This window comes from Bacillus sp. 2D03 (assembly GCF_003946765.1).
GTDB lineage: Bacteria > Bacillota > Bacilli > Bacillales > Bacillaceae_G > Bacillus_A > Bacillus_A cereus.
Window position 1 is genome coordinate 218,878 of the sequence record NZ_RPSJ01000008.1, and the last position, 16,040, is coordinate 234,917.

The window sequence follows — 16,040 nt, forward strand, 5'->3', positions numbered from 1 at the left end:
ATTCTTATTTTTTTATTTATGTGATGAAGAAATTTGGTGTAGGAGAATTAAACAAACGTTTGTTTTAAATATTTTAGTTATGAATCTATATGTGAGATATGGATGATGAGTTACAGTGTTCAATTGTTTGCTTAGTAAATTTCTCAATTATTATATAAATTTTATATAGCAAAGAAAAAAGCGCCCGCTATCGGTGCTTCCTCTAAAAATTTATCGCTACAAGTTCTTCTTAATGCTTTTTCTTCATGAGATGTAATTAATTTTTGAACTTTTCCAATATTCGCAACCACTATTTGTAATTCAATCCACATTTTGTTGATACTATTACAGTTACAGGTGTGTTAAAATTCATTTGAAACATTGCTTTTGGGAATACAATTGCTACTATACTTGCAATTTATTTTCTACAAACTGATTGGGTTTTAACCCAAATTGCGGTTTTATTCCGTAATCCTTAACAAATTGTTAAGGACTTTTTTTATTTGTCCTTTGGTTGCGAAAAAATAAAGTTTTAAAAGGGGGTCCGCCACATGCCCATCAACTTAAGAAAGGTAAATACCCCCAAAAAGAAAAAATGAGTTGAATTCTCAAAATAACTAATTGAAGAGAAAGAGAATTTTCATTTAGTGTGTACTTCAAAACCTTAGCTTGATGGTGATGTGGTGCTACCCCACATCCACCAACTTAAGAAGAATAAACGCCACCAAAACAAAAAAGCCCCAAATTTTTCTCGAAAATAAGGTGGGGCTTTTGAACCAGAAAAGTATATTTTTAACTATGAAAACTACGGTAAATTTTTCCTTTTTCCTACTTACTAAATTCAGCAAGTAAAATATTTTTAAAAGGATTAGGACTGTCAGCTCTACCCAAACTGTTCCAATTGACGACCAACGTATGCTTGCCTCCAAGTGTACCTCCAACAAGAGTAGTAAACCCTAGAATGCCACCTGTGTGTCCCCATATCGAGACACCGTTCGGAAGCTTAGTTTCATAGATTCCAAGACCATATCCATCGATTCCTTCTCTTCCTGTAGGAACTGTAGTAAGCATTTGTTTTAGTTGTTGTTCTTTCAGTAATTTGCCACCGAGCAAGTAAGTGAAGAATTTGTTTAAGTCGTCAGCAGTAGAAATCATATCTCCAGCAGAGCTACCTGCACTTGGGTTATAATAAGTAACGTCTTTTAGCTCACTTGCTCTGTCTGGTTGGTCATATCCACGGGCATGGTTGGTGCCTGGAATAACACTTGAATTCCCAGGTAGGAATGTATTCGACAATTCAAGTGGCTCAATAATCCGATTTTCAATCTCTTCCGCATAGCTGTTTTTGGTTACTTTTTCAATAAGCATACCCAGTAATACGTATCCTGTGTTTGAATAAGACCAGCCCTTTCCTGGTTCAAAGTCTGGGGGTAGAGAAATCCCCATCTTCACTAACTCTTCAGCCGTATACGATTTTTTTGTATCCGTAAAATCAGCGTCTTTTGACCTTGAGTATTCAGCGATACCACTTGTATGGTTCAATATATGCCGGATAGTAATCTTGTTACCATCATATCCATTTCCTTGAATGACACCAGGCAACCAGTCTTCGATGTAGTCGTTTAGATTCAGGCGATTCTCTCCAGCTAATTGAAGTACAACTGTTGCAGTGAACGTCTTCGTCACACTCCCAATGCGAAAGCGAAAATCTGTTTTCATCGGTTTCTTGGTTCTCAGATCCGCTATTCCAGCGGCATACCCCCACGTTTTTCCACCCTCAGAAGTTTTAGCAAGTATCCCCGGGTATCCAAGTTGCAATGTATCCCGCATTGCTTGCTTGACGGAATTACGATCTCGTTGAGTATTTGTTTGTAACGAACTAGATACATTTTGCGTGGGCTCTGCTTTTACAATTGAGGTTGGTGTTGTATATAACAGGGAACTTCCAGCTATTAAAAGGGCCAGACTTGCACATGTAATTTGACTACGTATTTTCATAAGGCATTCCTCTCCTCTATTCATATTGTATAAGTGTTTGCCTACTGTTCCTTACTTCCTGACAAGACTTAGGGAAAGGCCCTCACGCATATAGATAAAGCCCCAGTACAAAGGTATCTATCAATACCAACAATTTGAGCCATTTAAATCTCCATCCCTCCTATAACAAAATTATTCAAAGGTATGAAAGCATATTATGTACCCTTAGTTATTGTTAGGATTAACACAACATGAGACATAACCCCAACCCATATTTTACTTTATTTATCCATAATATGTATTGAGAAAGAATGTAATTTCGAATCCTTTCCGTAACCCAACTATTGATCGTTTTTTCACCTATTATAATTAGTTATTTAGAATTTCATAATAAAAAACTGTAAAAAGAATAACGAGTCCCTTAACGTACAGGAAGCGGTTGAAAAATATGTCTATATGTCGCTTGTAAATAAAGTCACGATGTTTTTAAAAAAGATGCGATGTTTTGAATAAAATCGCGACGTTTATAAAAAAATTGTGATGTTTTTATAGTGAATAGAAGATCTGTACTGAAAGGCGGATTAAGGAATCGTTGAATAGCAATAAAGTTCCTGCACTAAAGGACTATATTGTGGAATAAGAGGAAAGGTCTCAATCTCAATTTTGATAGACATTTGGATGCGCATACTGATAGAATAAGCAGAAATATAATAGAGGTGGAATGGAATTGAGAAAAAGATTAGGGTGCTTACACGCCCATTATTCAAATATAGAATATATAGAAAACGCATTTTCCCTATTTAACATTGAATTAATACATTTTGTTGACCCAGCTTTAATGTATCGAGTTACATTAAATGAAAATTTTCAAGAATCAGATGCTCAATTTAAAGTTAAAGAGCAAATAGAATGGATTGCCCAATGTAATGTTGATGCTATCCTTATTACTTGCACAAACTATATTGCAATTTTACAGGAAGACCAACTCTCAATTTCAGTGCCAATTATTAAAATTGATGAACCATTCTTTGATTACCTCTGCAATATACAGCAGCCTCAGACCATTCTTTTTACAAATCCTGCAACTGTTGAAGGTACGGTAGAACGCCTTAAACATCATGCTAATAATCATCAAAAATCTTTAGATTTAGAGGTTATTGTTATAAATAGTACTTTTGAATTGATAATGCAAGGACTAAAAGAAGAATACGACCAAGAAATTGCAAAGTTCTTAAATCAAATCATTAAAGATACAAAGAAAGTTATCTCCGTTGCTCAATTATCTATGGTTGATGCATCTCAGCAAGTTGAGTATAAAACATCTAAGACTATTATTAATCCGTTAATTACATTAGTATCTTACATTGTTAATCAATTAAAATTAGAAAAGAAAAATCAGTGATAAACTGATGTGCCCTTCTTCAGCCAAAGGGCGCATTAATTGAGTAAGGATCGCAAAAATTATCAAACTTTTTCTATTTGCATCTTTTATCAGGGTTTATTAAGTTAATTTAATCCAACTTTATTCCAAGGCTACACTATACGCACAATTTTCTTTTTTTGATATGGTGACCACATCGCCATCAAGCTAAGGTTTTGAAGTACCCCATGCCCATCAAGCTAAGCTTATATAAGTTTAATTTCATGTGAGATTTTTTCTTTTTTCTAAAGATCTAGTGTAAGTTCTTTAAAGATTTGCATACCAAATAAACCCTATCGGGTTTCAATTTTTTTGATTACGATACATGATTGTGAGACATAGAAAAGTTATATACGACGCCTATGATATCAAAGACTGTTTTCTTCTCATACCTATGGGATTTTCGTCCGTTTTTCTGTAAGAGATTAAACAGCCGAGACAATATCTTTGTTAATTCTTGGGTGTCTTTTTGTAGAGAGTGATAAATAAGTGGAAAATAATCTTTTATCATATAAATCGCTTTATATTCGCTTAATTCTCGTTTCTTCTTGCTGAGGAGTAATTGGCGCATTTGAAACATAGTGGAGGAACAAAGAAAGATGCTAATTAATTGTCCGTATAAGTGACATTCTAGTCGTTCTAATTTTACAGAATTACAATGATGAATACGAAAGAATGATTTCCATGTTTTAAAGATAAGTTCAACTTGCCATCGTAAGGAGTAAAAATCGTATACTTGTTCCTTTGGTAGATATTCCAAAGGAATATTTGTAATGTAAAAGTTAATTGCACTAAGTCGCTTACTGCGTTCTTTATAGGTAATTTGCTTCTTATGTTCTTTAGATGCTAAATCCTTTTGTCTACGTTTCATTTGCGTTTCAGTTAATTTGTACAGAATTAGTCTTGCAGGAAGTTTTTGATACATTCCAATATAAATCTCAGGAATTTCATATGTTTCACCTGACTGTAATTGGTCAATGAATTGCTCCATATCTAGTTGGATGTATTCAGATTGCTTTTTTATTGTTCCATTTTGAAAGTATTCAGGTTCTCTATTCTTCTGATATATACGAGTATTGAGCTTTAATCGTGAAATAAAATAAGCACCACACTCGTCTATCGTATGTAGATCTCTTAAATCGAAATATCCTAGATCACGTATACATACATCGTGCGGTTGAAGAGACGTTAAGCAAGTAGAACCATAAATTTTATCATTTTGCTTTCCCGAACCTACATGAACATGTAAAAATTGACCACTAAGCAAATCGTACTCTAATTGAATTTTCACACCAGCGCTATGACCACTACCTCCTGAACCTTGATATGTAGAAGCAAATTTATCTGGAACCTGAAAATGTGTAGAATCCAATACACGAATACTACGAAAATAGTTTGTATACAAAGTTGGAATCTTGTTTGAGTTGGAGGAATGAAATTGTTGGTTAAGTAAATACGATAATATTTGTTGTAAAAACTGTACAGCCCGAGAATTAAAGCGTTGATTGAGTCCTTCCGGACTCATGGAAATGCCTGTGTTAGCTTCTAATCGACTACATAATTGTGTCAATGAAGTATGAGCTATATTTTTGCTTAACCAAACACATAAAGCCACTAAGTCTTGTGCACGATATTTACTTTTTCGTTGAACAAATCCTATCTCTCTAGCTAACTGTTCCAAAGCATACGGTGACATATATCGTTGTAGTTCTTTAGAGAACAATTCTAGTTCATCTAAAATCGATAAATTCATAACAAAAACGCCCCCTTTCTGTATATTTCTACAAAAAGAATAGCGTTTTTTTCGTTTTATGGATACAATTTTCTAGCTTGATGGCGATGTGACGCTACCCTTATATTAAATCGCAATAAAAGGTGTTTTATGAATATACTCTTTATTATCAATCTGGCTAATTATAAAATTTGCTATTTCTTTATTTGAAATCATTGCCCCAGGCATATCGATAAGACTTTCTTTGACTGCTCTTACTTCAACACCCTCCTTTACAAAAGGCAGTCTTATTAGTGTCCAATCAAGGTCTTTATTTTTCAAAAGAATATTCAGCTCTTCTCTTTTATCTTTCATCATTTTAGAAAAGAGCACTTCAAACATTTTTGCTCCAATCTTATTTAAAAGACCTTTTTTATCTCCTATAATGTTGAGAGAACCTCCTGTAACGCCAATATATCTCTTAATATCCTTTTCTTTCATTACTTCAAGTATATCTCTGGTAACTTTGCTATATATAGGTGTATCTCTCATAGGTTGACCAAAGCAATTTATAACAATATGACAACCTTCAAGTAGTTGTCTTATTGCATCTACATTCTCCGCAGTACCTGTTACAATCTCAATTTTATCATCGTTATACTTTAATTTTTTAGGATTCCGAACAAGCATACGAATTTGGTAGCCATTTTTTAACGATTCTGAAGCTATATAACGACCTACCTTACCAGTGCCACCAATTACAGCTATTTTATAAGGATTATCCATTCCATCACTCCTAAGAATATATAAATAAACTCAATCCTTCCGAATTAAATTCTAATTTTATAATATTTCCCTTTTCATAATTAATAATATTTATCATTTTTCTTTATATTTTAACATAAATTACCTATTTATTCTGAAGTTTTCTTTTAACGCCTTAAATAACAAAATATATCGTAACCGAAATGGAAGTGTGACAATAATCATTGTCACATTGTTAAAAGCAATGCTAATTATAATCCTATTTTAGGAGTCCCGCCACGTTATCATCAATCTAGTAATTTGAAGTGTCCCCAAAACAAAAATTTTATTATTTTGCAGTTATTTATAAGAATTCAGCTCATTTTTATCGTTCTGAGGGTATTATGAGATCTTAAGTTGATGGATGTGTGGTACTACTCTAATACACCAAAATTTTATTACAACCTATCTGTTTATAAAGGTATATCTTTACAAACAAAAAGGGTTTATATACGAAACATTGAAATATCCAGTTTATAAAGGTGATTAAGTTTATTTTATAAACGTTTTTTCAATGAATACCTTTTACAAACGTTCATCTTTAATTAACTCCAATATTGTATTCATAATCTTTTCTTTCATTGATATGTTTTCATTTTCCATCAACTTAACTCCCCCTTCTAGAATGCATAAATTAAGCAATGTTTTAAATGTCATTTAACTTCAAGCTTTCACCTTCGATTTTTAATATTAATAAATAAATTTCTAAAAATAATTTAAAACTATCTATCAAAAACTTTTCAATTAAATATCAAATTTATTACTTTAAAAACGCATAATTGTATATTCATATTTTCAATAGTGCGTTCCCAACCCTATTGAAAAGAAATCTATTCCGTACCACTAAGTAGATCTCTTTCCAGAAAAAGAACCTGTTCTCAATGGAAAACAGGTTCTTTTTTGTTCAAAATCGATAAATTATACTACAACAGTATTGGTTCTTTAATTAATGGTAAATACTCTATACTCATAGCATAATTTAATAACAAATTAATATACTCTTGATTTGGCTCTAAACAATGTATGTTCTTCAAATATCCTTGCGTGTATAAACAAGATGGTATAGCTACTGATAGCTCTTCTACAGATTCTAATAAAGGCATTATGAGCTCTAAAGCTTTCTGTTCATCAGTAGTTAAATTCGTATTAAAAAACTTCTCTATATATTTTTCTTGTTTCATTAACAGGATATCGTATCCAAAAGCTTGTAAACTATTAATAAATTGTTCCCATTTTAGCTGAATTGGATTACAAATATGCATGGTTTTATTTACTGTATTGGCCTTATAAGATAATTCAGTAATAGCTAAACTTCCATAGTCTACAGGCGTTAAATCTACATACGTATTGACGTCAGGAGCTATGCTAGATAGGCATATCCCTTTTAATAATCTATAAAATGCGTTTTCATTAATATTGTATTGAAATTTACCTGTTTTAGAGTTACCCACTAAATTCCCTACACGGTATATTGTGGCACGAACTTCTTTTTCCATTGCTTCTCTGACCATTTTCTCGCCTTGAAACTTACTTTCTAGGTACAGATTATCTAAATTTTGTCCTCTATCAAAATTAGACTCAAAAAATTCAAATTCTTTTGGATCGCTTTCAGCCTGACCTACTACACTTAAAGTCGATATATAATGAAAACGTGCATTTGTGTTCTTAGCTAATTCCAATAAGTATTTTGTAGACTGAACATTTACCTTTTGAAAATGCTCACGTTCTCCATAGTGTCTAACTTCTCCACCACAATGTATGATTGACTCTACCTTATTCTTTAAATGGTCCAGCTGCTTTAAATCTAGACCTAGATTCATCTGAGATAAATCTCCTTCAATTAACTCTACTCTCACCTTCAACTTTTGGAGAATTTCTTTACCGAAATAAAACTCCATTCTTTCTTTTAACTTTGCACCAATTACTTGATCTTCATTTTTTCTTACTAAACAGTAAATAGTCGTAGATGGTAACTGTAATAATCGTTCTAAAATATGTGCTCCTAAATATCCTGTTGCCCCTGTAAGGAAAACTGCTTTTGGATAATTCACCATATCTAACTCACATTCTTCTAATTTAGTTGTTTCATAAACAGGAGTCGTTTTCGTTTCATTTTCCCTACATGCTACATTCATATTTTTCTCTTTCTTGAACGACATATCTTCCATCTCTTCAATATGAGAGGCTAATTTTTCTATAGTTCTATACTTAAAGAAATCTTGAATTTTCAAGTTAGGATATAACGGTTTTAATTTGACTAATGCCGGCATAACTTTTAAAGAATGTCCACCCAAATTAAAGAAATCATCTTTTAAACCTATAGATTTTACGTTTAGAACTTCAGACCATACCTTTGCAATGTTTTTTTGTACTTTAGTTTGAGGCTTAAGTATACACTCATCCTTTTGCTCATGATCAAACTCTATTTCTGGTAGTTTTTCAAAATCAATTTTCCCATTCGCCGTTATTGGTATTTCTAGCACATGAGAGTAATATTTAGGGATCATATATTCTGGCAATACATTTGATAAATGTAAAGCTAACTTATTTTTCTCTATCCCTATACCGTCCACTGTTTTATAATAAGCTTGCAGTAACATTCCATCTTTCGTTTGTGTTACCACAGCCTGACTTATCCCATCAAGTTGTAACATTGCATCTTCTATTTCCCCTAACTCAATTCTATGCCCTCTAATTTTAACCTGCTTATCTTTTCTTCCCATAAATTCTATATTTCCATTTGGTAACCATCTTGCTAAATCACCAGTTCGGTATAATCTTTTGCTATTGTCTTCTGAAAATGGGTTTGAAATAAATGCCTGTTTTGTTTTCTCTTCCTGCTTCCAATACCCTTGGGCCAATCCTAAACTTTCAATATATAATTCACCAATGCCCCCTACCGGACAATGTTGCATATATGAATTCAATATATGAACCTTTGTATTAGAAATTGGAATACCTATCGGTATGCTTCCTAAAAGATTATTTTCATCTTCTAAGACTGGTATGAAATAATACATTGCTGAGACAGTTGCTTCAGTAGGACCATACTCATTTACCAGCTGTACTTGGTTTTTAAAAGTATTTTGCCAACTTCTAATGGCATTTGTTGATGCAGCTTCTCCTCCCATTATTATAAATCTTAAAGAACATATCTTTTCGCTATCCAGTTTCGTTAATGACGTTGATAATTCATTGAAAAATACTGTTGGTAAGTCAGAAATAGTTGCTTGTGTTTCTTGAATGGCTTGAGCATATGCGACAGTTGAATAGCGCTGTTCATCACTTAATAAATATAGTTCTGCCCCATTTAACAAGGTAGAAAAAATTTCCGATACAGAAGAATCAAAACTATGGGAATAAAACTGTGTTACTTTATCATTTGGAGAAATCTGAAATACTTCATTTCTCCATTCAACTAAATTTAATACTCCTTTATGCGTTAATAATGTACCTTTTGGTTTTCCTGTTGATCCTGAAGTATAAATTACATATGCCAAGTCATCTGATTTATTTAAAATTTTCACATCATCATTTATAGTCGTACGATATATATCCTCTATTATTGAAACCTTATAATCACTTACATTCAAATGACTTTTGTATTTAATATTCGTTATAATTCTACATGCCTCACTATCACGAACTATATAATTTATTCTATCCTCAGGGTATTTTACATCGATTGGTATATAGGCAGCACCGGCTTTTAATATTCCAAGCATAGAAATGATACTATTCATACTTCTATCTAAAAATATGGCTACCTTATCACCTCTTTTTATACCTTTTTCGAGTAAATGTTGAGCTACTTGATTAGAGCTCATATTTAATTGTCCATATGTTAAAGATTCCGTTTCAGTCGCTATAGCAATCCGATTGGATTGTCTATCTACTTGCATATAGAATTGCTCTTGTATATTTTGAAAATAAGGATAGGGTCTTTCTGTATGATTTACCTTTTTATATAAAGATTCTTCTTCCTGTGATAGGAATGAAAGATTTTCATATGCTACTGTTCGTTGATGAATAAATGCGTCCAGTATAGTAAATAAATTTTGAGTAAACCTTTTAATTGACTCTTCCTTGAAAAGATTAATATCATACTCAAATGAAATGCCTACATAATCCAATCCCTCTTCAACAGCTAAAGAAATGTCAAACTTACTAATATCTTGTTTATTAGGTAACAACTGAAGCTTGTATGCATCATGTTGCTGCAGAATATCTTTCTGATAACTAAACATAGTAGAAAAAATCGGGTTATTCCCAAAGCTTCTATCAGGATTTATTTGCTCAATTACTTTATCAAATGGATACGATTGGTTTTGGAATGAATTCAAACATTTCTCTCTCACTACTTGTAATAGCTGTGTTAAATTTTTCACATCATTTAATTGTGTTCTAATTGCTAGGGTATTTACAAAGAATCCTTGTATTTGTTCAAATTCTTGATGATTCCTTCCAACAACCGGTGTACCTACAATAATATCTTTTTGATCCGTTAGATAATGTAACAATTGAATATACGCTGCTAAAAAAAGCATATACATAGAAACATTCTCTTGCTCACATACTTGTTTCAAAGACTCTTTCATTTCATTATCTGACTTCATTTCAAATACTGTACCTTTATTTGTACTTTGACGATTCCTACTAAAATCTAAAGGAAGATTTAATATAGGAAGAGGTGCTGCAAGTTCGTCCATCCAATAAGATTTTTCTGTATTCCATCGACCTAAATTTAACTGCGCCTGTTCCCACTCTGCATAATCTACATATCGATTAGATATAGTTGGCAACTCAGGATTTCTACGTTTAGCAAAGGCACTATATACCTTTATTAATTCATCTAATAAATTCCTTACACTCCATTCATCTGTAATAATATGATGTAAATTAATATATAAATAAGACTTTTTCTTATTCAGATTAAAAATTCTAATCCTAAAAAGAGGGCCATTTTCTAAATCAAATGGTGTATGATCCGTTTGATTTATTGTTGTACGTATATATTCTTGTTGTTCTTTTTTAGACATGTGTTCAATCTCATCGTGAATCAGGTCAATCGCTATTGAGTTTAAGATGACCTGTCTAGGCTCCCCATTTCTTTCAATAAAGACTGTTCGTAGCATCTCGTGTCGTTCAACTAAAAATCTTATGGTGTCTTGTAAGATATCTTTTTTCAAACTCGGCTCAATATATATGTGAAGTGGTGTATCATATACTCTATTAATGGCGTTATACTTATTTAAAAACCAGATTCTTTTTTGAGCACTTGATAACTGATAACTTTCCTTATCTGCAACTTTTAATACTTGCATCTCCTGTTCTGCCCTATCTTGATTTACTATCATTAATTTATCGATGTAAGCTGATAGACTAGCAATCGTTGTATGCTCAAAAATATCTCTAATTTCAATTTTTAGATGAAACTCTTTTTGAATTTGATTTAACACTTGCACAGCAATTAATGAATGTCCCCCAAGTTTAAAAAAGTCATCATCTCTGCCGATTCTATATTTCCCTAAATTTAAAATCTCTGCCCATGTTTTTGCCAATCTTTTTTCCGTTTCACTTATCGGTGGTACATATTGCTTCTGCATGTTTTCAAGTAAAGATGGGATTTGTAATTCTAATTTTTTTCTATCTAGTTTCCCGCTTGGTGATACAGGAAAACTTTCAAGGTGGAATACATAATTTGGCATCATAAAATCTGGTAAACTTTCACTTAAGAATGTTTTTAATGCCTCTTGTTTTAGTTCTGTATTGTCTTTTGATAAATAAAAACTAACGATTTTGTCGTTTTGATAAGTGAATACTACAGCATCTCTCACCTCTGGATGTTTAAATAATGTTCCTTCGATTTCATCAAGCTCAATTCGATACCCACGTATTTTTACTTGATTATCTTTCCTTCCGATAAATTCTAAATTTCCATTCGGTAAAAGACGTACTAAATCTCCAGTGCGATACATCTTTTTATTAAGATTATAGGATTTATCGAAAGAAATAAACGCCTCTGTTGTTTTTTCCTTTTGATTTAAATATCTGTTGGCAACTCCATCACCGCCAATAAATAATTCACCTACTACACCTGACGGACATAATGTATTGAACGGACTAACCACGAAAACTTCACTATTAGCAATTGGTTTACCTATTGGGATACTAGAAATTTCTTTTTGTATCTCACCATTTACTTCATACATGGTTGCACATACAGTAGTTTCAGTAGGACCATATGCATTAAGAACTGGAATCCTTAACTCTAATTTACTTTGCCATTTACGAACTGATTCAGCAGGTAAGGTTTCCCCTCCCACAAATAAACGTTTTACAGAACTTAATTTAAGTAACATTTCTTTTGGCATATCAGCTATTAATTTAAAAAACGCAGTTGGTAAAACTACATTTGTAATACCATTCTTTTGACTTACATTTATAAATTCCTCTGCTGAACGTTTTTCGATTTCAGAAATTAAATGCATTCTTCCTCCACATAGCAAAATCGGAAATATTTCCATAATGGAGGCGTCAAAAATGATCGTTGCAAATTGTAAAAACACATCTTCTTTTCCTAAATGAAATGTATTGATTACTGAATATGATAAATTAACTACACCTTTATGTGGTACAACGACTCCTTTTGGCAAACCTGTTGAACCTGACGTGTAGATAATATAAGCTGCATCTTCTATGGTATGTGTAGACGCAATATTTTCTATAGAATTAGCGTAATGAAAATCTTCTAGATAAATTGTATGAATCGCAAACCGTTCAACCAATCTCCTGTATTCTTTCTTCGTAATAATCATTTGACTTTCGCTATCTTTTAAGATGTATTCTATTCTTTTTTCAGGAAACTTTGGATCAATCGGTACATAAACTCCACCTGATTTTAAGATGCCTAGAATCCATACAATGGTATCAATCTCTCTCTCCATTGTAATACTTACACGTTGTCCCTTTTTTAAATCATTTTCACGTAAATAATTCGCTATTTGATTTGACCTTTGCTGTAATTCATAATAGGTAATGGATTTGTCCCCCATTGAAATGGCTATTTGATTTGGCGATTCTAATGCTTGTAGATCGATTAATTGATCTAATGTTTTTGAATTAGGATATGTAAGAGCATTTGAGTTCATCTCTTTGTATAGACGATGATCTTTTTCTAAAAGCAAATCCAATGAATGGATAGGTTCGTTCACATTCTTCATTAATTTTTGTAACAAATATACATATCTTTCAATTAAATCACTAATACTCTCTGGTTTATATAATGCTGAGTTATAGTCAACCTCAATTTTATTCTCTGTTTCCCCTTCGTATCTCATTATTCTCCAGGTCATATTAAAAGGATTTACTCTTTTACAATTTGTTAAAACTGTTGACTCCATATCAGGAATTTTTAATTCCGGTATCTTCATCGTATTAAATGCTGTGGAATATACCATATTATGATTTGTATTTGTATTTTTATTTTTATTTAGATTTAAATCCTTTACTATATGTGAATAAGGATTATGTTTATACGTAATAGCTAGATGAATAGATTTATTCACTTTATTAAGTATTCCCTTAAATGTCTCTCCCTTTTCTATTGTTATACGTATAGGTACTGTATTAACAAAGTAACCAAAAGTATTTCGTTTTTCTGTATGTGGTCTAGTATTAATTGGAATACCAACAATTATCTCTTCAGCATTTGTCATCTGATGAAGTAACGTACAATAAGTACTTAACATTACTCGATAAATACTTATATTATTTTTTTTAGCAAAACATTGTATTTGATAAAATAGATCCGAATTAATATTCTTGCTTATATTTTTATCCGTATATCTCTTTTCATTTATTTTATTAAAATCAATAGGAAACTCTGTAGGAGTCAATTCACCTTGTAAATAATCTTTCCAATACGATGATCCCTCTTTATATATTGCACTATCAATAAAACTCTCCTCATACTTTACGAGGTTCTGATAAGGAGATTCAAATTCTACATTCGTCTTCCCTTGAAGTAATTCACCATACGTATTGGATAATTGTCGTATGAAAACTCCTAAACTCCATCCATCGTAAATAATGTGATGAAACATTAAATGTAAAACAAATGTATCTTCACTGAATTTAATAATGTGGAATTTAAACAAAGGCCCCTCTTCTAAACTAAATTTCTCATTCACTATAGATTCTAAGAAATTTTTAAAAATAGATTTTTGTTGTGTGTTTTTAAAAGCAGTTAAATCCTTAATTGGTATATCAAATTCTACATTCTTTTGAATTAATTGCTTTATTTTTTCATCCCTCTTCTTAAATATTGTACGTAGCGCCGGATGTGATTGCACTATTATGGTAAGCGCTTTCTCCAAAACCTCTATCTGAAGTTTTCCTTTTAACTTTATTATAATCGGTTCATTGTTCATTCCTTTTTCTATTTCCATTTGATGAGCTATCCATAATGCTTCTTGGCCTACCGTTGCATCCAATTCTTCTACAATTTCATATTTCTCTTGTATTTCTTTCATATGAATTTCTCCTTTTATAAATATTTAAAAACGGATAATATTTACAGTTACAACTATATGTACATATTCTGCAATTTGTAAATCTATATTTTCCGACTAAATTCAACATTTATTTCACTTATTGCATAGTTATTAAAATTATGAATAAAACTCATATTTATACTGTAACAGTTCATACTTTTATTCAATTTAAGCATAAAAAACCATTTCACTAATAATTCTAATTTCTTTTTATACAGTATTCTTGCATATATTTATTAAAGTAAATTGCCTAATTTATTCTCCGAAAATAAATTCAAGAATATTCCAACTGGTCACTATATATACTTCTTATAACATAAACTGTAAAGGAGGCGTCCGTACATAATGGAATATAGATTATTAGGTAACACAGGATTAATAGTTTCAGAGATAGGATTCGGTTCTTGGGCAATTGGTGGAGATGAATGGGGTGCAGTAAAAGATAATGAATCACTTGATGCAATTGAGAAAGCAATTGACCTAGGGGTCAATTTTATTGACACTGCTGATGTTTATGGATTAGGTCATAGTGAAACGTTAGTTGCAAAAGCCATAAATAATCGCCGGCAGGATATAATTCTTTCTACAAAAGGTGGATTAATTGGTCATCATTATGACCCAAATCAACCAGCCGTTTATGGAGATCCTCAAAAGATCATTGATGCGTTTGAGGCTAGTTTACTACGGCTTAAAACGGATTATATAGATGTGTACTTTTGTCATATTTGGTGGGATAAACATGAAGAGACAGAAGCCTTTCTACAAGCTTTCCAAACCTTAAAAAAATCTGGCAAAGTGAGAGCCGTTGGTGTTTCTACTAATGATTTAGATTATATAAAACATTTTAATCAAGATAATGATTTAGATGTCGTACAATTCGATTATAGTATTTTGAATAAAGAACCTGAAAAAGACATCCTTCCTTATATTGAAAAACATAATTTAGGTGCTGTGATAAGAGGTCCACTTAAGATGGGAATTTTAACTGGGAAATTTAATCATGAAACTCAATTTCCAGACGATGATTTAAGAAAAGATTGGCCAAAAGAAAAGTGGTTTAAAGATAGCTTAAACAAAGTAGAAAAATTACGTTCACTTGTACGATCAAATAGAAGTTTAGCGCAAGTCGCCTTACGTTATGTTTTAAGTCATCTAGCCGTTTCAGTTGCTATTCCTGGGGCAAAAAATTCTACTCAGGTTGAAGAAAACTCTTCACACTTAACTCGTCCATTATTATTAGATAATGAAATTGAATTCATTAAACAACTTTGATCAAATAATTATTCTTCCATAAAAAATTATGCTGATTTTTCTACCAAATCCATACTACTACTTCTTCTCCACTAGAACATATCTTTAGCACTTCCACCCTATTTTTTATCTTTTCCCAACAATATCTACAGTTTATAAGGTAGTTGAACCCTTTTATTCAACTACCTTATAGTACGTTCTACATTATATTAAAATATCTACTACACTAGTTGAATACATGCTAAGGCAACATGCAAACCGAATAAACAATTAATTCAGAAATATTTTTAGAAACTTCATTATCTCACAATTACTTTTTTTAAAATAAATCAAAAAATTTTTC

7 protein-coding genes are annotated in these 16,040 nt (G+C 31.7%); 2 read left to right on the forward strand and 5 right to left on the reverse strand.

From position 1 onward, the window contains the following. Positions 1 to 161: 161 nt before the first annotated feature. Together EBQ15_RS31250 and EBQ15_RS19285 are read right to left on the reverse strand one after the other, a co-directional pair. The gene (locus tag EBQ15_RS31250; protein WP_002001149.1) at positions 162 to 311 is read right to left on the reverse strand and encodes a hypothetical protein; all 150 of its coding nucleotides are present in this window, start codon (positions 309 to 311) and stop codon (positions 162 to 164) included. Positions 312 to 807: 496 nt separating this feature from the next. Continuing rightward, on the reverse strand, positions 808 to 1,977 hold the full coding sequence (locus EBQ15_RS19285; protein ID WP_000702507.1) for a serine hydrolase domain-containing protein: 1,170 nt from the start codon (positions 1,975 to 1,977) through the stop codon (positions 808 to 810). A 700-nt stretch (positions 1,978 to 2,677) separates the two neighbouring features. Here EBQ15_RS19285 and EBQ15_RS19290 point away from each other — a divergent pair. Beyond that, positions 2,678 to 3,358: a hypothetical protein gene (locus EBQ15_RS19290; RefSeq protein WP_002001615.1), complete on the forward strand. Its 681-nt coding sequence runs from the start codon at positions 2,678 to 2,680 to the stop codon at positions 3,356 to 3,358. Between the two features lie 334 nt (positions 3,359 to 3,692). Here EBQ15_RS19290 and EBQ15_RS19295 read toward each other — a convergent pair whose 3' ends face one another. The 3 genes from EBQ15_RS19295 to EBQ15_RS19305 all read right to left on the reverse strand — a co-directional run bounded on the left by EBQ15_RS19295 (position 3,693) and on the right by EBQ15_RS19305 (position 14,425). Next, positions 3,693 to 5,129 carry an IS4 family transposase gene (locus EBQ15_RS19295; protein WP_001053914.1) on the reverse strand — a complete coding sequence of 479 codons (1,437 nt, stop codon included), beginning with the start codon at positions 5,127 to 5,129 and terminating at the stop codon, positions 3,693 to 3,695. 105 nt (positions 5,130 to 5,234) lie between these two features. After that, positions 5,235 to 5,873, reverse strand: a complete 639-nt coding sequence (locus EBQ15_RS19300; protein ID WP_000369879.1) for an NAD(P)-dependent oxidoreductase — start codon at positions 5,871 to 5,873, stop codon at positions 5,235 to 5,237. Positions 5,874 to 6,814: 941 nt separating this feature from the next. Beyond that, positions 6,815 to 14,425 carry a non-ribosomal peptide synthetase gene (locus EBQ15_RS19305; protein ID WP_000659064.1) on the reverse strand — a complete coding sequence of 2,537 codons (7,611 nt, stop codon included), beginning with the start codon at positions 14,423 to 14,425 and terminating at the stop codon, positions 6,815 to 6,817. Positions 14,426 to 14,791: 366 nt separating this feature from the next. On the opposite strand from EBQ15_RS19305, the gene EBQ15_RS19310 reads away from it, so the two are divergent. Next, the gene (locus EBQ15_RS19310) at positions 14,792 to 15,718 is read left to right on the forward strand and encodes an aldo/keto reductase (RefSeq protein WP_000456658.1); all 927 of its coding nucleotides are present in this window, start codon (positions 14,792 to 14,794) and stop codon (positions 15,716 to 15,718) included. Positions 15,719 to 16,040 lie beyond the last annotated feature (322 nt).

Coding starts and splice junctions, on each gene's coding strand:
- EBQ15_RS31250 (WP_002001149.1), bottom strand. CDS start 311: ATGTGGATTGAATTACAAATAGTGGTTGCGAATATTGGAAAAGTTCAA.
- EBQ15_RS19285 (WP_000702507.1), bottom strand. CDS start 1,977: ATGAAAATACGTAGTCAAATTACATGTGCAAGTCTGGCCCTTTTAATA.
- EBQ15_RS19290 (WP_002001615.1), top strand. CDS start 2,678: ATGGAATTGAGAAAAAGATTAGGGTGCTTACACGCCCATTATTCAAAT.
- EBQ15_RS19295 (WP_001053914.1), bottom strand. CDS start 5,129: ATGAATTTATCGATTTTAGATGAACTAGAATTGTTCTCTAAAGAACTA.
- EBQ15_RS19300 (WP_000369879.1), bottom strand. CDS start 5,873: ATGGATAATCCTTATAAAATAGCTGTAATTGGTGGCACTGGTAAGGTA.
- EBQ15_RS19305 (WP_000659064.1), bottom strand. CDS start 14,425: ATGAAAGAAATACAAGAGAAATATGAAATTGTAGAAGAATTGGATGCA.
- EBQ15_RS19310 (WP_000456658.1), top strand. CDS start 14,792: ATGGAATATAGATTATTAGGTAACACAGGATTAATAGTTTCAGAGATA.